Consider the following 17,933-nt stretch of genomic DNA (forward strand, 5'->3'; position numbering starts at 1 on the left):
CCTTCTTGCAACGAAGCTAGCGAAGCGATGCAGGATCACATCTTTTAAGGAACAAAGCCTAAGAACGCCACGTCCTGTGGCAACGGCTTCGTGACCAACATCGTGTTGGCCCGAGGAGATTGAAGCCGAGCCCGTGGAAAGCGCCGTCTGTAGCGGAACATCCACATCCTAAAAATCAAAAGATTGAAAATAATATGATTGCCAGAATAGAACCTAATAGAGGGATGATGACAGTTAAGGCACCGAAAGCAGGATAGGCTCCTTTATATGATTCTTGTGCAATGGAATGAATGGTTGTGACAACATAGCCACTATGCGGTAGTGTATCAAGAGAACCGGAAGATATTGCTACTACACGGTGTAACGCCTCTGGATCAACACCTACATCTAAATAATGCGGTGCTATTAATGGCAATGCGATTGCTTGGCCACCAGAAGAGGAACCAGTTAAACCTGCTAAAACTGCAACAGCTAATGCGCCGCCAACTAATGGACTACCAGGGATATGTGTCATAAAATCTACTGCTGACAAAAAAGCAGGTGTTTCTTTTACAACGCCACCAAATCCAACAATAGCAGCTGTATTAGCTATAGCGATAACAGCACCAAGTCCACCATCTGCAATTGCCTTCTTTCTATCTTTCATATATTTGAAACTAATTAAATAGGTAGTTAATATTCCGCCAATTAAAGCAATAATAAGTGCAGATGTTCCTAAACGTTCATGGAAAATAAATGAGAAGCCAAGCACAACTAGTAACGGTGTCATACTTAACAAAGGATTTGGAAGTGGACGGTTGCTATTTCCACCGATTTTATCAAACTCTTTTGCTACAAATCTTTCGCCTTTTTCCATTGCTTTTGAGATCATACGTTTCAACCACCAAAAACCAAAAGCAGCCATGAAGATGGAAACAACTAAACTAACTTCCCACCCAGCATACGGTGTTGTTTTAAGATAAGTAATTGGAATCCAGTTTTGAATTTCTGGAGAGCCTGCCGAAGTCATTGTAAATGTAACAGAGCCAAGAGCTAATGTTGCAGGTATAAATCGTCTAGGGATGTCTGCTTGTTTGAATAGGCTCAATGCCATTGGGAACACGGAGAAAGCAACGATAAATAAACTAACACCGCCATATGTTAAGACCGCACAAGCAATAACGACGGATAACGCAGCATATTTCACTCCTATTTTTTCAACAATCCATTTGGAAACACTATCCGCTGCACCACTATCTTCCATAACTTTTCCGAAAATAGCACCTGCTAAAAACATCAACCACCATGATCCGATAAATCCGGTAAATCCGTTCATATAACTGGTAAGAAGATTAGGACTTCCTTCTGCTGCTAATTGAGGGAACAGCGTAATTTCACTGAAAACGGCAGCAATTAATGCGGCAAAAGGAGCTGCAATAAGTACATTCACACCTCTAATAGTTAAATAGATTAATAATGCCAAACTACCAAATACACCGATAAATCCTAACAATTCTATCGACCCCCTTTTGACATACATATGCCACATTTCAATCTAATAGTATTGAAAGAACGTTAAAGTTAGTAAAAAGAGTTTAAATGTTAACTATGAATCATATAAAAAAATTAAATCAGATTATAGATATAGATAATAAATTCTTAATTGAATATTGAATGAAGTGGAATTAGCTGCGCTTTCCGTGGGCGAACTGACGAGCCTCCTCGTGCGAGAACCCTTTGCTCCTGCATCGCTTCGCTAGCTTCGTCGCAGAAAATTCCTTTTGCAAAGCAAAAAGAATTTTCGCTTCCTGCGGGGTCTCGTCTAGTCCGTTTTCCCACAGGAGTCTTCGCTAATTCCACTTCAACTAAGATAGCCACATAAGATTTTTATCATAAAAATACCGCTTTTTTAACTTTTTCAGTGCCCACCTAGCTTTCCCGCAGGAGTCGCCGTCTTCCGCTCCATTGATATGGTTCTAATTGATATAGCATTTAGATCTAAATTAATTACTTTGAATTATGAAATTGATTCAAATTATATAAACATCTCCAATTGAATTTAGAAATATTAGTAGTTACGTATATTTAAAGTGAAAGATAGAAATATCTTTCTAATTTTTTTTTGAAAATAGATAAAGAAGAGGGAGAAATGCAAAACTCCTAATAAATCCATTTAAGAGTTATTTGTAAATTCTCTATCAATAACTACCACAAAATAATCTGCAATATTAATATTTTTGATTCGAACATAATATAAATGTTAAGAAAGCGAATAGAGATAGACTCTCATCAGATTTTGAGAAGAAACGAGGAGATTGTAGATGGATATCGGTCATTTCACGAGGCGACTGTATAGAGCACCAGATGAACAATTGAAGCAAAAAACGGCAGTGCAAGAAGAATCAGGCCATTCATGGAGTTTTGCAGAACTACATGAAAAATCCAATGCTTATGCGAATCAGCTTTTGAAAATAGGTGTGAAAAAAGGGGATCGTGTAGGGATTCTTCTTTACAATTGTTTAGAGTATTTTGCATTATATTTTGCCATTGGTAAAGTTGGTGCGATTGCTGTACGCATTAATTTTAGACTTACAGCAAATGAACTTGAATATATTCTCAATGATTCTAAAACTAGAATCCTTTGTCTTCACGAAGAATTTGGCGAAAAAATTACACCAATATATGAAAAAATCTGTACGGAATATTTCATTTGTCTTACTAATAATGGGAAAAAGCCATCATGGGCGGATGATTGGAGTTTATTATCAAACGGATCGACCGAAGAAGTGGAGAATATCGATATCTCTTTAAATGACCCGGTTATGCTCATGTACACATCTGGAACAACCGGCAGACCAAAAGGAGCACTTTGGACACATAATACGACCTTTTGGTTTTCAACAATTCAAATTATGCAATGGGGTTTTACAGGAAATGAAATTGCCATGACAACTGGGCCGTTGTATCATGTTGGCGCAATGGAAGATGTGGCATTGCCCGTTCTATTAATGGGCGGAACGGTCATCATTACCAAAAGTAAAGGATTCGAAATAGAACGTGTACTAAAGGTAATTGAGAGAGAACAGGTGACGGATTGTTTCTTATTCCCATTTATGATTTACGAGATGTTAAATTTACCGAATCTGTCGGATTATCAGTTAGCACATTTAAAAACAATCTTTACTGGTGGAGACCCATTGATGCCTTGGGCTATAGAAGAAATATATCGTTTATATCCACAAGTTGGGATTGTACAAGTGTATGGTTTAACGGAAGGACAACCAATTGCTACTTGTTTAGATCCAAAGTACTCCATAACGAAAAGTGAAACGGTTGGAAAACCACTTCCATTAACCGAAATGCGAGTGATGAAGGACGATGGAAGTGAGGCATTACCGAGTGAGGTTGGAGAAATTTGGATTAAAAGTCCAGGTGTTTCTGAAGGATATTGGGAAAAGCCTGAAGCAACAGCAGAAACATTTTATAATGGTTGGTGTAAAACAGGAGATTTAGGAAAATTTGATGAAGATGGTTTTTTATCAATAGCAGGTCGTAAAAAAGATATGATTCGAAGTGGTGGAGAAAATATTTATGCAGCTGAAATTGAAGATGTGTTTTATCGACATGAAGCGGTAAAAGCCGTCTCTGTAATCGGGATACCCGATAAAAAGTATATTGAATCTGTATGTGCAGTAATTGTGTTGAAAGAGGATGCCAAGATATCTGAAAAAGAGTTAATCCAATATAGTAAGCAGTTTTTAGCAAGTTATAAAACGCCTAAAAGAGTAGTTTTTGTAGATGACATTCCCCGTACACCTTCTGGGAAGGTAAAGAAGTTTGAGTTACGCGATATATATGGTATCGAAGGAGGGGTTTTATGAATAGTAAAGAAAAGGTAAGTTTAACAATTGAAAATCAAATAGCAATTCTTATGATCCAAAATCCACCTGTGAATATACTTGATGCCGATGTAGTCGAGGAATTACATTTTAAAATAGATATAATTGAACAAACACCAACTATCAAAGTTGTACTTATAACGGGAGATGGGGGAAAAGCGTTTATGGCAGGAGGAGACATTAAGTCTTTTCCTGAATGGATGGGAAAAGGCGTAGATGTTGCTAAGGAAAAATCACAATGGCTACAACACCCACTAAATCGAATCGAAGCATTGCCTTATCCAACTATCTGTATATTAAATGGTGTTGCACTTGGTGGTGGGTGTGAATTGGCTTTAGCTTGTGATATTCGCATCGCAGAAAAGCACGTTACCATAGGATTACCAGAAATAAAACTTGGACTTTTTCCTGGTGCTGGTGGCACGCAAAGACTTGCCAGATTAGTAGGAAAGGCGAAAGCAAAAGAAATCATTTTCACAGGGGAATCCCTAGCTGCTGAACAAGCCCTAGAAATAGGTTTAGTGAATGCTGTTGTACCGAAATGGTATGGCTTAACAACTGGTATACAACTGGCAAAAAAAATAGCCACTCATTCACGCCAAGCATTAGCCTATGCAAAACAAGCAATCGATGAGGGATCTGAACAAAACCTATCGGAAGCTCTTCTAACCGAAGCCCACTATTTTGGCCATGTGTTCCAAACAGAAGACATCAAAGAAGGCGTTGCAGCATTTATTGAAAAAAGAGAACCGCGGTTTTTGGAATGATGGAGTAGGAGAAAAGGGAAAGAACATATTAAACAAGACATTATGCAGAGATAATAGAGTTGTTTAATTCTAACTCCAGAAATACAGTAACCACCTACAAGTTAATCAAGTAGGTGGTTTTTAAGTTTTATTTGTTGCAGTCTTTGTCCTAAAATGATTTGCTGTACTCATTTGAAGAGGAAAGATAAATAACATAATTACTTTTTAATTCGAAAATTTTTCATGTACGCATAAAGTTCAATACCTAGCATAAAGAGCGTTGCAATTAAGAATCCAATCATAAAAATTTCATGTACAAGTGCAAAATACGCTATATAAATTACAATAGCAACTAAAAATAAAATGACTAGAAAATGGAACTTTACTGTTTTTTCATTATTCACGATTTGCTTTTTAATATTGCTGTCACCTTTAATCAAATTATCTAAGCTAATATTCATTTCATCGCTTAATAAAATTAAATTTTCAATATCAGGGGCACCTTTCTCTTGTTCCCATTTTGAAATTGCCTGTCTCGTCACACCAATTCTACTTGCCAATTGTTCTTGGCTTAAATCATTTTTTTTACGATAATCTAAAATCGATTTGCTAATTTTCATTTTGATCACTCCTTTTTATATTTGATATCATCACCATACCAGATTTATTTCGGTTGCAAACGAAACCAATAGTAGCAAGGCCGCAACGCTACGTTGCAATAAAAAGTAAATGAAAAAATTTCTGAATTAAACTTTACTCCCAATTATCAAACTATAAATCTACACCAATTTCATACCATTTTTTAACATCAATTTTATTTTATAAAAGACTTCATTATTTTTAAACAAGTTTATTCTTGTACAAGTGTTTGAGGAAATAGCAAAAGTAATAATTGCGTGTGTGTTTACGTAAATAATACTGAATGATTAGACCTTTGAACACAGGAGGTAAATGATGGAAGAAAACAATAGTGGTCCACTGGATAGGTTAAAAGTACAAAACGATTCTAATTCTAATAAATCTCAGAACCAAAACACAATGTCTCAAACTCAAACTGATTTAATGAGTAACCAAGTTCCACCACATTGGAAAAAAGTTATAACTGATTCCCAAACTGTAGGTGATAGAGGGCCTGTACTTCAGCAAGATTCAATCTTGCATGAAACATTGGAGGACTTTGTTCATGCCAAAATTATCGAAAGACCAGTACATGTAAAGGGCTATGGTGCTTTCGGATACTTTCAGACTGAGAACTCTATGAAAGACTATACGAAGCTTAGCTTTTTACAAAATCCAGGACATCAGGTTCCCGTAACTGTGAGGTTTTCGTTTGCTGTTAGTACGAAAGGTACTCCAGATACTTCCCGTAATATTGTTGGATTCTCCACCAAGTTTTACGCAGATGAAGGTGTTTTTGACTTGCTTTTCAACCATATCCCCGTATTTCCTATTCGAGATGCCATGCGATTTCCAGAATTTATCAAAGCCAATTCTCCATCACCAGTAAACAATCTAATTGTTCCAGAAAGATTTTGGGCGTTTGTAGCTAGCGCGCCGGAATCTACACATCTTGTTGTTCGCCTTTTCTCGGACGCTGGTACAATGAAAAGTTTTCGTCATATTCCAGGGCACAGTGTGAATACCTATGTTTGGAGAAATGCACAAGGTGTTCGCTATTTTATCAAATACCATTGGCTTCCACTTGCAGGTGTGGAGTATTTAAACAGTCATGAGGCTGCCAAGTTGTCAGGAATAAATCCCGATATAGCGGGTCAAGATTTATATGATAATATTGCCTCCGGAAAAACTGTTGAATATCGACTTTATGTTCAGCTTATGGATCCAAATGACGTGGCAAAGCTTCCTTATGATCCGTTAGATCCTACAAAGGTTTGGGATGAACGGCAATATCCAATGCAAGAAGTTGGCCGACTCGTATTGAATAGAAATCCACATAACTATATGGAGCAGGTAGAAAAATTGGCCTTTTCACCTTCCAATCTTCTAGAAGGTGCTGAATTATCAGATGATAAAATATTGCAAGGTCGTGCCAATATTTATACGGACTCACAGCGTCGGCGCATTGGTCCAAATTTCCGTGACATACCAGTTAATCACCAAAAAGATTGGTCACCTTCTTCACTCGTAACAAGCGGTAGTGGTAGGTATGTGGAAGGAGAGCTGGTGCGGTCTGATATCCCTAAGCAGGATGACTTTACACAAGCTGGTGAGTATTACGAATCTTTACCGCCAGACCAGCAAGAAAATTTAGTCAATAACCTAGCAAATGATCTCTCCGGTATATCATCTGAAACGCAAAAGATTGTTTTAAATTATTTGAGTAAGGCATCTTCAGAACTAGGGGAGCGTGTTGAGCAGCAAATTGAGAAGCTGGAAAAGAAATGATTGATTATTTTTGACCAAATATGAATGGTCTTAATTGTCCTGGATTCGTTTTTACTGGTCTTGTATTTGTCGCTGTCCTTTATGGATTTAATAAAGCATAAAAATAACCACAGTTATGGTAAGACTGTGGTTATTTGATTTTTTTAATTTGGCTTAAAAAACTCAGGTATATCCATCGTTACATAGGAAAAACTGTGGAAGAGTAATAAAGAAAGGAGTGTTTTCGTTGAAAGATCATAAGTTACCACATCAACAGTTGACGACAAAAGATAATGCACTATCATCGATGCAAGAAGTAATTTATCGAAAAGATTTCAAACGAGCTGTAAATGCAACTGAACAAAACGAAAAAAATAAAAAGTAAAATATAAAATAAAATGGACCTTGAATTAGCTTATTCAAGGTTCATTTATTAATTATGATGAGATAATTCATATTTTCTACTTCATGTTAATTGCATATTTATTTTACATCAGATAGCCCTCTGAAATTACAAAATATTCTAATTATCATATAATGAAATATAGATATTTTTTAATCTATTATTCAATAAAGATTGGATTTAAAAGAGAGGGTGAATCTAAATGTTAAATCGTCTTGTTAATCAATTTGGATTAAAGGTACGATCAATTGATGATGTTGAAGATTCTCATAGTTCGACTGTCTATAAATGTGATTTGTTAAATGGAGAAACGGTCTATATTAAAATCCCTTATACCAAAATAAAATTTCAACGTGAGTTAGAGGCATATAAGATCTTAAAAGGAAACGTTGCTATTCCTAAAATGCTCGATTATTGGGAAGGTGATGAAGATTGTATAGGTGCTTTTTTATTATCAAAACTACAAGGAAAACCGTTAACATCTCAAGGTTCTCCAAAACTAGCTTTCCAAGTTGGGGTCCTACATGCATCGATGCATAACGTCAATCCAACTAACGGACAAGAAGTAGAATGGATACAAAATGAATATTCTAATTGGCCCAATTTTGTGGAGCGTCAATTTTATAGTTTTGCAGAGGATGTAAAGGAAGTACTTGATGAACGCTTATACAAACAGGCAATCAAGAAATTTGAGGAGATGAAAAATCAGTTACCTTCCCCTGATGGACCTAGTTTTATACATATGGACTTTCGTCCAGCAAATATTATTGTTGATGGAGACCAAGTTTCAGGAGTGATTGATTTTGAAAGCGTACGATTTGGTTCAACAGAAATCGATTTTACAAAGATAAATCGAGATTTTTTAAGCTTAGATAGATCATTGTATAATGCATATAAAGATGGCTATAACAGTATTAGACCATTGAAAAGTTTAGAAGATATATTACCTTTTTATCAATTTACTGATGCTTTTAATAGTATTGGTTGGTGTAAACGTCGTGGAATAAAAGAAAATGCAATGTTTCTAAAAGAAAATTTAACGATATTAAAGCGTTTGTGCTAGGTACCAAAGCAATGCTGAGAATTTGTGGATTTAAAAGAGAAGCTGAACTTTTTAGCCCTTAAAGGGTGTGAAATTGATATGGATATGTATGTAGATTAATACAAATACTCAATAGATAAATCTCATGTTCGAGATGGTAGATATCTGTATCACTTGTTCTCATGAATTTCCTTTATACTGTAAATAAGAATTTAAAAAAGTGAGGAGAAAATATGCAAGAGAATCAAAGCTACCTGTCACTACCTGCTTCCTTTTATAAAGTTGCAACATTAAATCCAGTGAGTAATCCTTCGTTTTTAGTTATCAATGAACCATTAGCTGATGAGCTTGGGATTGATGTTAATAAATTAAAGAGTGAACGAGCACTGCAAATTTTAGCAGGTAATGAGATGCCTGAATCAGCAGCTCAAATTGCACAAAGCTATGCAGGGCATCAGTTTGGACATTTTACAATGCTTGGAGATGGACGGGCACTTTTAATTGGTGAGCAAGAAACGAAACAAGGACTAAAAGATTTTCAATTAAAGGGATCTGGAAGAACGCCTTATTCACGCGGGGGAGATGGGCGTGCTGCAGTTGGTCCAATGCTTAGAGAGTACATTATTAGTGAGGCATTACATGCACTTCATATTCCGACGACGAGAAGCTTAGCCATTGTTAAAACGGGCGAGCCTGTTTACCGTGAGTGTGTATTAGATGGTGCGATTTTAACACGAGTCGCATCAAGTCATTTACGAGTGGGTACTTTCCAATTCGCACGACATTTTTGTGAGCAAGAGGATTTAAGAGCACTTGCAGATTATGCAATTCAACGTCACTATCCTACACTTGCAAATAAGGAAAATCGATATGCTGAGTTTTTCAGTCAGGTGGTTCATCGTCAAGCTAAGTTGATTGCAAGCTGGCAGCAAATAGGCTTTGTTCATGGTGTGATGAATACCGATAATATGACAATTAGTGGCGAAGCAATTGATTTTGGACCGTGTGCTTTCATGGATACATTTGACCCGTCGACAGTTTTTAGCTCTATAGATAGAGTAGGGCGCTATGCGTATGAAAACCAGCCGAAAATCGGTGGTTGGAATTTAGCGCGACTAGCCGAAACTTTATTACCACTTGTGCATGAGGATGAGGAGCAAGCTTTAGAAATAATACAGGCTAAGCTAGATGAATACCCAAAAGCATTTCAGCAATATTGGTTAGAAGGCATGCGTAAAAAGTTAGGGCTACAGGTAGTAATGGGAGAAGATGCTGCATTAATAGACCAACTATTAACGATAATGCATCAACAACAGGCAGATTATACGAACACATTCCGAGGGCTTAGTACTGACCAAGAGCTAGAAATTTTTGAAACAGATGATTTTAAAGCGTGGCAACAGAATTGGCATAGCCGCCTACAAAAAGAAAATACATCTTTAGAAGCAGCAAAGGCCTCTATGCAAAAGATAAACCCAGCGATTATTGCACGAAATTATTATGTAGAAGAAGCACTCAAATTTGCTAATCAAGGTGATTTAACCTATGTTGAAACATTAGTCGATGCCCTCCGCTCACCATTTACAGTAAAAACAGAACATCAGCATTTACAAATACCGCCAAAAGAGGACGGGCCGTTTATTACTTATTGTGGAACGTAGAGTGAAAAGAGAAATAGCATATTGGAAGCTCAGTGATTAGAGTAGAGTATTTTATGGGGGAAATAATTTGTCCTGTTGGGGAGGAGAAATTTAGAACCCCCATATGGACAATATGGGATGATAACCAATTTATTGGTAATAATCACTGTGATTTTAAACTATGATTAAGAAGCAAAAGTTTCTTTTGTGAAACCTTTGCTTCTTTCTTAAGATTATGAGAGGAGATGGATTTTTGAACAAAACTAATTTTTCATCTATTACAGTTCTCTTTTTATTAATGGTCGTTTTATTTGGATGTTCATCATCTACATACAAAACAACCCCTTCAATACAAATGAATTCAAAAGTGTCATCTTTGACTAATAAAGATTTTTCGGAAGTTGGTGGCGTAAAGTATTTAGAAAACCCCACTAAAGAGAATTTTAAAAAGGTTACTATTCATTTAGAAATCGAAAATTTCGAAAAATTAAAAAAACCAGAAGTAACTATAAACGATAATTGGAAAAAAATTTTTGGGGACGCTTATTGGTTTGGGGAAGGTTCAACAAAAGAAACTCCTAAATTCATCTATAATAATAGTATGGTTCTTTATGTAAAAAATCTTACTAATAAGGAAATTTAAGAAAAAATAAAAAATGCTCACTATACAATTACTTGGCAAAATAATGATAATAAAACTGAAAGTGAAACACACTCATTTGGGGACCATCTTATAATTACAGATTAGAGTCAATTTCATAATTCAAAGATTTGATTTAAAACACAAACATTAAATGGAAATGCTATACTTATTAGAATATTGTCTAAGAAGCGGAAGATGGCGAGTCCTACAGGATAGAGAGGAAGCCGCTTAAAAAGTAAAAAGAGCTAGTTTTTTTATTAAAAATCTTGTATAGCTATCTTAGTTGAAGGTGAATTAATTACACTTAGTAACTTATTTAGTTATAAACAATTGAACTATAAGGAGTTAGCAGCCGTCATAGTAACATTTGATTCTAGATTACGAAATTATACGATTTCAATGAGTGTCAAAATCCTAGATATAAAGGGGTTTTGGCATTTTTTAAATTTCATTTGATTTCAAATAGTTTCATCAAACCGTAGCTAACTACGGGAAAAAATCGTAGTAGCTAAATATTTAAATACGCTTCAAATTTTTGAATCTGATTCTTTTGCTTTAGCTGTGACATGAGCATTGATGTTCATTGTAGTTTGAATATCACTATGTCCTAGTCGATCTTGCACTTCTTTAATTTTTGCTCCTGCCTCAAATAGTAAAGAACAATGAGTGTGACGCAAACCATGTGTAGAAACTTCTTTGAGGTAATATTTCGTTTGGATTTGAACAATCCATTTTCGTGTTTTTGTAGGTTGCAAGAAGTCATTATATTCATTGGTGAAAACTAATTGATTTGGTGATTTTTTATATTTCGTTTTATAAGAAGATATTTGAAATGTTCTATGCCTGGTAGATATAAGGCATTGAAATCAGTAGCAATATCCATTCATTGTTCATAAATTGTTTAGGAGGTATTTGAACTAGTGGATTCACCTATTACACAGCTGATTTAGTTCATTTTTATTTGTTTACATTTTTATGATCTTAGCACATCTTGTTAATTTAATTTCAGGAGGTGGCAAGAATGAATGATTTCCATAACGAACTCCAGATGTTGAATGTTGGCGATTTCCATATGAGTGAGGCAGTTGCTTTGGACCCAAATGGATCCACAAGTCCAGTTGCGCAGCTCAGTCCTATGGGTGGCTTTGGCCGTTGTTCTAATCGATGTTCTAATTGTTCTAATTGTTTTAGATGCTCTAGTTGCTTCTTTACCTGTTTTAATTGTTTTAGATGCTCTAGTTGCTTCTTTACCTGTTTTAATTGTTCTAATTGTTTTAGATGCTCTAATTGTTTTAGTTGCTCTAATTGTTTCCGTTGCGGTGGTCGCTAAGGTAGTCGTGGCCACACTTATTTCTAGATTTCTAACAAAAACCGTGATTGCCAAGGTCCCTGCAGTTGTTGCAGGGACTTTTCTTAATAAGATTAAACATATGAAACAAGTTACGGTGCATAGGATGAAATGTTAGTCATATACGCTTAGGAATAACTATGGTTAAGGAGGAGCGTAATGCCAAATTTGACCCCTATGATGCGTCTGAAAGTAAAAAGGGACACATTTTTTCTCCCCGATTCAAATAGTGGTGTGTATTTTCGAAATAATAAAAGTTCTTTTCGTGTGGAAGGTCAGGAGATCGTTCAGTGGATTGAAAAACTGATACCGATGTTCAACGGGAAAAACACGTTAGGGAATTTGACAGATGGATTGCCTGGACCATATCGGGATCGTGTCTATGAGATTGCGGAAGCGCTGTACCGAAATGAGTATGTTCGGGATGTGAGCCAAGATCTTCCTCATCAATTGGCGGATCAGGTTCTTAATAAGTATGCCTCTCAAATTGAGTTTTTGGACAGTTTCGGTGATTCGAGTGCGTACCGATTTCAAACCTATCGTCAGGCAAAAGTGTTGGCAGTTGGCGGGGGCCCTATTTTTGTTTCGTTGGTTTCTTCATTACTTGAATCCGGATTGCCCAAGATCCATGTTCTAATCACGGACTCGGTGTCGACCAATAGACGGCGGTTGATGGAACTCGTGGCACATGCCCGTAAAACAGACATCGAGGTAGAGGTAGAAGAGGTTAGCCCGCAGAAGGAAGGGGAACGATCTTGGCGGGATATTGTTCAACCGTTTGATTCGATATTGTATGTGTCTCAGGAGTGCGATATTGAGAAACTCCAAGTTCTTCATAAGGTTTGTAGGGAAGAAAAGAAGGTGTTTCTCCCTGCTATATGCCAACAGGGGGTGGGAATTGCGGGTCCGCTAGTGCATCCAGACTCTAAGGGGTGTTGGGAGTCTGCGTGGAGGCGCATACACCGAGCTGTACTTTCTAAAGAGCAACAGTTCACCGCTTTCTCTGCAACAGCAGGGGCAATGTTAGCCAATGTAATCACATTTGAATTGTTTAAAGAGATTACAGGAGTGACCGAATCTGAACAGAGGAACCTATTCTATCTGCTTGATCTAGACACATTGGAAGGAAACTGGCATTCGTTTTTGCCTCATCCATTGGAGGATGGAAACGTATCTAGCGAATGGGTAACAGATTTGGATGTGCATCTTGAACGAAGCTTAAGCAAAGATGAAACGAATGGATTATTACTTTACTTCAGCCAGTTGACATCGGAAGTATCAGGAATTTTTCATATTTGGGAGGAAGGAGATCTAAAGCAGCTGCCTTTAGCTCAGTGTCGCGTTCAAGCGGTTGATATGTTATCTGAGGGACCCGCTGAGCTTTTACCAGACATTGTTTGTACAGGTCTGACGCATGAGGAAGCGCGGAGGCAAGCGGGACTGGCTGGGATAGAATCGTATGTGTCACAAGCGGTCGAACTACTCGCTGCTACCCTACCATCATATAAGGAAAAAGAGGAGAATGGGGTAGAAATAAAGGAATTCATCGGAGTTGGAGCGGGGGAAACGGTTACTGAAGGTATTTGCCGGGGATTGCAAAGGTGTTTGGATAAAGAGCTAAGCAAGCAGCTGATAAATAAAAAAAATCATGTTGCTCGGTTGCACTTGGAAACAGTAGAAGATGAACACTGCCGGTTTTATTTGGAGGCACTGGCCACAATGCATGGCTCACCGACGATCGGATTAGGAGAGGAAGTGAACGGTTTTCCTGTCATTTGGGTAGGAACGAATGACGGCTGGTATGGTGGTGTAGATTTGAATATTACATTGGCGTTGCGAAAAGCGTTACAACAGGCGCTTATGAAGGTACAATGCCCTACGGCTTCCCACCTGGTGCAAGCGCAGGAAGTTTCATCCGTTATACTGGAAGAAAAGGTGCCACTAAGCCTTGTTATCTCCGCTTATGATGAGAAGAATAAGTCCGAGATTTTGCAGTCCGCTATACAAATCCTAGAACGGAATCACAAACGGCTTTTAGTGTTTGATCTAGCATTTGAACCATTTTTGAAAGAGGGACTCGCAGGGCTGTTTGGCGTGTTATTACGAGATGAGGGAGGATTCCGGTGAGTGCGGTCGTGATGGTTGTTGGAGAAGGATTATTAGCTGAACGTGTGTGGGAGGATCTATCCACTCAATACGAAGTAATACGCCGCTACGATTTCGAGGCTGGAGTACCAGAAACGATTAATCTGGTTCTGGTATTACACGATACATTGAATCCTTCCATTCATAAAAAGTCGGAAGAGGTATTGCGGCCAACCGGTATACCTTGGCTGCGAGGATTTGTTTCATATGGAGAAGGAGTGATAGGGCCACTAGTACGTCCGGAAATACCAGGCTGCTCCCAGTGTGCAGATAAGCGACGTATCATGGCAGGGCTAGACCGTAAAGAGATGTGGGAGATGGACCAGAGACTTGAGGCTAAGGTTCACGGTGGAATTTCGTGTGATGCTTGGGCATCGCGTACGGGACTATTGCAAATGGCGCACCTTCTCGAGGCAGAGGTACAGAGCATATTAGATGGAGATCAGGCTTATTCGGAAGGTCGTTTATGTTTAATCAATCTAAAATCGCTAAAGAGTTCATGGCATCCGTTTCTTCCTGACCCGTTATGTCCGGTCTGTAGTCGATTACCCAATGATTCACCAGCCGCGGCCCGAATTACATTACAATCTAGTCTGAAGATCAGTACTGACAGCTTCCGCTGTCGTTCCATGGATGACCTAAAAAATATTCTAAGCAAGGATTATCTGGATGAGCGGACTGGTTTATTAAATGGTAAAATGTATAACCTCATGTTGCCATTTGCCGATGCAAGTGTTAATTTGCCGTTGTTTACGGGAGACGAGGGTGTGGCAGGTCGAACTCATTCATACAAGGTTAGTGAGGCCACGGCTATCTTGGAGGGGTTAGAACGGTACTGTGGCCTTTCTCCAAGTGGAAAACAAACAGTGGTTCATGACAGCTTCCGCAATCTGGAAGACCGAGCGCTTAATCCTCTCAAGGTAGGTGTGCATTCAAAGGAACAGTATGCGCTGCCTAATTTTCCGTTCAAACCGTTTAATCCTGATCAATCCATCGATTGGGTTTGGGGTTATTCGTTTTTGCAAGAGCGTCCTATTCTGATTCCAGAGTTACTTGCTTATTACAGCTTGGGCTACGATGAGGGATTTGTCTATGAAACTTCCAATGGATGTGCGGTAGGAGGTAGTATAGAGGAGGCAATTTTCTACGGTATTATGGAAGTTGTAGAGCGTGATTCGTTCCTGATGACTTGGTACGCAGAGCTGGCACTCCCACGTCTTGACCCTTATTCTACTAATGATCAAGAATTAAAGTTGATGATTGATCGTGTGCGGGCGGTTGGTGGATATGATCTCTATTTTTATAACTCGACGATGGAGAACGGAATTCCAAGTGTTTTGGTTTTAGCGAAAAACAGGGAAAAAATGGGGTTGAATATCATCAGTGCGGCCGGTGCTCATCTGGATCCATTACGAGCGGCGAAAAGTGCGATTCATGAGTTGGCTGGCATGATGCGAATACTTGATGCGAATTTAGAAGCAAACCGGGAGGAGTATGTGCGAATGTTGAAAGACTCTTCCTTGGTACGTCAGATGGATGATCATGGGATGCTGTATGGGTTGCCGGAAGCGCAAGAACGCCTACAGTTTTTGTTGGATGATAGTCGGCCATTGCGAACGTTTGATGAGGAATTTAAATGGGAGGCAGTGCATGCAGATCTTACGGATGATCTGCGGGATATTCTCCAGGTGTTTAGGGGATTGAACCTCGATGTGATCGTGGTTGACCAAACGACACCGGAAATCAAACAAAACGGATTGTTTTGCGTTAAAGTACTAATTCCGGGGATGCTGCCAATGACATTCGGTCAACATCTTACCCGAATAACAGGGCTTGAGAGGGTGCTCCGGGTGCCAATGGAACTAAGGTTTAAGGAACAACCGCTAACACTTGGACAGTTAAATCCATATCCGCATCCGTTCCCATAACCAGTGGTTAGGAGGTAGGAGGATGAATCTTGAGGCATTTCTGCACAATCTCCATTTTGATATTGAAAATGCAAACGAGCCAAACAGGGAAGTGGATTGGGATGATGCACCGCTTACGTATAAGCTCTATCGTGGCTTACCTGTGATTCCGCTTTCTTTAGAAGTACCGTTGACGCTTAAAAGGCCGGAAGCAACTGTAAAGCCTGACTTAAGCAGAATCGGTCATTTTCTCTGGTATGTATTTGGTCTAACTCAATTTAGCGAGTCTGTGATGAACTTGGATTTCAGCGATCAAGCCATAGACCTAATGCAGTCGAAACGGCGGTTTGTTCCTTCCGGTGGGGCGCTGTATCCAAACGAATTGTACGTTTATTTGAAGATAGAGAATTTGCCTGCCGGCGTTTACCATTATGATGTAGCTCATCATGGCTTAGTGTTGCTGCGAGAAGGAAATTTCGATTCATATATATCCCGGGCACTTGGTAATCGCTGTAACATATCCGATTGTTTTGGTACTGTTTTTGTATCGACAATGTTTTGGAAAAATTTTTTTAAATACAATAACTTTGCCTACCGACTTCAAGGGTTGGATGCTGGTGTACTGATTGGACAATTATTGGAAGTAGCGAAATCTTTTGGCTTCGCAACTGGGGTATACTTTCAATTCCTTGATCGAGCCATCAACCACCTGCTTGGGCTTTCCGAACAAGAGGAGAGTGTGTATGCGTTGATTCCCCTATCGGAGGAATCAACAAGCTGTTTCAACAGAAGTAACATAGATGGGGATGATTCTGCCACTGAATTATGCCAAGAGTTGACAGCAATTCAGTCTACTCATTACGTCCAATCACGAAGGATTACAGAGTTTCCGATGTTAACCGAGATGAATGAAGCGTCTTTGTTGGAATCAACGAGATCGTTCCGACAGATCAAGGAGGAGCAAATAAATTGTGAGGGTCAAACGGTGACTCTGCCTTATGTGAAGCAATTATCGTATGATTTGGCGTCGGCCTGTCGAAAGCGATTTTCACCGGATATAGATTTCGTTTTGGAAAAGGTAAGTCAACTGCAGCTTGCCACACTGTTTAAGGGCGCGATGGATTCATTCTCGTATCAAAATGATTTGGATGGAGTACAAAAGAAACAGAAGTCCCGTGTCTCTATTTACGGATGTTTGTATAATGTCGAGGGCATTCCGAACGGAGCATATCACTATGACAGCTCTGCCCATGCGTTACGTCAAGTACAACTCGGAGATCAGCGATTACGGTTACAGCACGGAATGTCCGGAGGCAATGTAAATATGTTCCAAGTCCCGCTTTGTCTACATGTGGCAGGGGACAAAAATCATTTCAAAACGGAAATGGGATACAGGGGATATCGCATCCAACAAATGGAAGCGGGTATGCTGGTGCAAAGACTCCTGCTAGTCGCGTCAGCCCTCGGATTCGGAGGGCACCCACTCCTCGGGTTTGATGCGAACATATGTGATGAGATTTACAAGATGAGTCCACAAGAAAAAACCAGCCTTATCCAAATCCCGGTAGGTCCGTATAGACAACGTCCATGGTTAAGTGGAAGTCTGCATAGTTAAGTAAGTGGTAAAGTGGAGTAATACCTCTAAAGAAAATACCTAGGTCAACGTATTTTTGAAGATCCTTATATAGAGAGTATTATTGAGGGTACAAAGATGTTAAAAATAACTGACATTGACGTAAAAGTAAAAAAAGATTGCAAAAGGATAAAATAAAAACCAGACTCTAGCCTTCAAGCTA

The 17,933-nt window shown here is 38.7% G+C and carries 14 protein-coding genes; 11 read left to right on the top strand and 3 right to left on the bottom strand.

Annotated elements, in window-relative coordinates:
• Nucleotides 1-175: 175 nt before the first annotated feature.
• Nucleotides 176-1,492 (bottom strand): GntP family permease, encoded by a 1,317-nt coding sequence (locus Q8X41_RS20580; RefSeq protein ID WP_397538117.1) that lies wholly within the window; start codon nt 1,490-1,492, stop codon nt 176-178.
• Nucleotides 1,493-2,300: 808 nt separating this feature from the next.
• Here Q8X41_RS20580 and Q8X41_RS20585 point away from each other — a divergent pair.
• Both Q8X41_RS20585 and Q8X41_RS20590 read left to right on the top strand, forming a co-directional pair.
• Nucleotides 2,301-3,860, top strand: coding sequence for a class I adenylate-forming enzyme family protein (locus Q8X41_RS20585; protein ID WP_397538118.1), 1,560 nt, complete (start codon nt 2,301-2,303; stop codon nt 3,858-3,860).
• Entirely contained in the window at nt 3,857-4,645 is a 789-nt protein-coding gene (locus Q8X41_RS20590) for an enoyl-CoA hydratase (protein WP_397538119.1), read from the top strand. Before Q8X41_RS20585 ends, Q8X41_RS20590 begins: the two co-directional genes overlap by 4 nt.
• 197 nt (nt 4,646-4,842) lie before the next feature.
• On the opposite strand, the gene Q8X41_RS20595 is transcribed toward Q8X41_RS20590, so the two are convergent.
• The gene (locus Q8X41_RS20595; RefSeq protein WP_397538120.1) at nt 4,843-5,244 is read right to left on the bottom strand and encodes a helix-turn-helix domain-containing protein; all 402 of its coding nucleotides are present in this window, start codon (nt 5,242-5,244) and stop codon (nt 4,843-4,845) included.
• Nucleotides 5,245-5,686: 442 nt separating this feature from the next.
• On the opposite strand from Q8X41_RS20595, the gene Q8X41_RS20600 reads away from it, so the two are divergent.
• The 5 genes from Q8X41_RS20600 to Q8X41_RS20620 all read left to right on the top strand — a co-directional run bounded on the left by Q8X41_RS20600 (nt 5,687) and on the right by Q8X41_RS20620 (nt 10,737).
• Entirely contained in the window at nt 5,687-7,030 is a 1,344-nt protein-coding gene (locus Q8X41_RS20600) for a catalase (protein ID WP_397540317.1), read from the top strand.
• Nucleotides 7,031-7,256: 226 nt separating this feature from the next.
• Nucleotides 7,257-7,394, top strand: a complete 138-nt coding sequence (locus Q8X41_RS20605) for a YfhE family protein (RefSeq protein ID WP_397538121.1) — start codon at nt 7,257-7,259, stop codon at nt 7,392-7,394.
• Nucleotides 7,395-7,614: 220 nt separating this feature from the next.
• Nucleotides 7,615-8,475 carry an aminoglycoside phosphotransferase family protein gene (locus Q8X41_RS20610; RefSeq protein ID WP_397538122.1) on the top strand — a complete coding sequence of 287 codons (861 nt, stop codon included), beginning with the start codon at nt 7,615-7,617 and terminating at the stop codon, nt 8,473-8,475.
• A gap of 212 nt (nt 8,476-8,687) precedes the next feature.
• A complete protein-coding gene (locus Q8X41_RS20615) occupies nt 8,688-10,115 on the top strand; it encodes a YdiU family protein (protein ID WP_397538123.1) in 1,428 nt (475 codons plus the stop codon).
• Between the two features lie 232 nt (nt 10,116-10,347).
• Nucleotides 10,348-10,737, top strand: coding sequence for a hypothetical protein (locus Q8X41_RS20620; protein WP_397538124.1), 390 nt, complete (start codon nt 10,348-10,350; stop codon nt 10,735-10,737).
• A 527-nt stretch (nt 10,738-11,264) separates the two neighbouring features.
• Here Q8X41_RS20620 and Q8X41_RS20625 read toward each other — a convergent pair.
• On the bottom strand, nt 11,265-11,492 hold the full coding sequence (locus Q8X41_RS20625; RefSeq protein WP_397538125.1) for a tyrosine-type recombinase/integrase: 228 nt from the start codon (nt 11,490-11,492) through the stop codon (nt 11,265-11,267).
• A gap of 317 nt (nt 11,493-11,809) precedes the next feature.
• On the opposite strand from Q8X41_RS20625, the gene Q8X41_RS20630 reads away from it, so the two are divergent.
• The 4 genes from Q8X41_RS20630 to Q8X41_RS20645 all read left to right on the top strand — a co-directional run bounded on the left by Q8X41_RS20630 (nt 11,810) and on the right by Q8X41_RS20645 (nt 17,752).
• Entirely contained in the window at nt 11,810-12,067 is a 258-nt protein-coding gene (locus Q8X41_RS20630; RefSeq protein ID WP_397540318.1) for a hypothetical protein, read from the top strand.
• Nucleotides 12,068-12,244: 177 nt separating this feature from the next.
• A complete protein-coding gene (locus Q8X41_RS20635) occupies nt 12,245-14,212 on the top strand; it encodes a putative thiazole-containing bacteriocin maturation protein (RefSeq protein WP_397538126.1) in 1,968 nt (655 codons plus the stop codon).
• Nucleotides 14,209-16,158 (top strand): TOMM precursor leader peptide-binding protein, encoded by a 1,950-nt coding sequence (locus Q8X41_RS20640; RefSeq protein WP_397538127.1) that lies wholly within the window; start codon nt 14,209-14,211, stop codon nt 16,156-16,158. Before Q8X41_RS20635 ends, Q8X41_RS20640 begins: the two co-directional genes overlap by 4 nt.
• Before the next feature lie 22 nt (nt 16,159-16,180).
• On the top strand, nt 16,181-17,752 hold the full coding sequence (locus tag Q8X41_RS20645; RefSeq protein WP_397538128.1) for a SagB family peptide dehydrogenase: 1,572 nt from the start codon (nt 16,181-16,183) through the stop codon (nt 17,750-17,752).
• Nucleotides 17,753-17,933 lie beyond the last annotated feature (181 nt).

The sequence above is a fragment of the Rummeliibacillus pycnus genome (assembly GCF_044359855.1).
GTDB classification, from domain to species: Bacteria; Bacillota; Bacilli; order Bacillales_A; family Planococcaceae; genus Rummeliibacillus; species Rummeliibacillus pycnus_A.

What these genes read in the sequence shown, in the direction of transcription:
- Q8X41_RS20645 (WP_397538128.1), top strand. Translation starts at nt 16,181, where the DNA reads ATGAATCTTGAGGCATTTCTGCACAATCTCCATTTTGATATTGAAAAT.
- Q8X41_RS20595 (WP_397538120.1), bottom strand. Translation starts at nt 5,244, where the DNA reads ATGAAAATTAGCAAATCGATTTTAGATTATCGTAAAAAAAATGATTTA.
- Q8X41_RS20590 (WP_397538119.1), top strand. Translation starts at nt 3,857, where the DNA reads ATGAATAGTAAAGAAAAGGTAAGTTTAACAATTGAAAATCAAATAGCA.
- Q8X41_RS20600 (WP_397540317.1), top strand. Translation starts at nt 5,687, where the DNA reads ATGAGTAACCAAGTTCCACCACATTGGAAAAAAGTTATAACTGATTCC.
- Q8X41_RS20585 (WP_397538118.1), top strand. Translation starts at nt 2,301, where the DNA reads ATGGATATCGGTCATTTCACGAGGCGACTGTATAGAGCACCAGATGAA.
- Q8X41_RS20630 (WP_397540318.1), top strand. Translation starts at nt 11,810, where the DNA reads ATGAGTGAGGCAGTTGCTTTGGACCCAAATGGATCCACAAGTCCAGTT.
- Q8X41_RS20610 (WP_397538122.1), top strand. Translation starts at nt 7,615, where the DNA reads ATGTTAAATCGTCTTGTTAATCAATTTGGATTAAAGGTACGATCAATT.
- Q8X41_RS20615 (WP_397538123.1), top strand. Translation starts at nt 8,688, where the DNA reads ATGCAAGAGAATCAAAGCTACCTGTCACTACCTGCTTCCTTTTATAAA.
- Q8X41_RS20635 (WP_397538126.1), top strand. Translation starts at nt 12,245, where the DNA reads ATGCCAAATTTGACCCCTATGATGCGTCTGAAAGTAAAAAGGGACACA.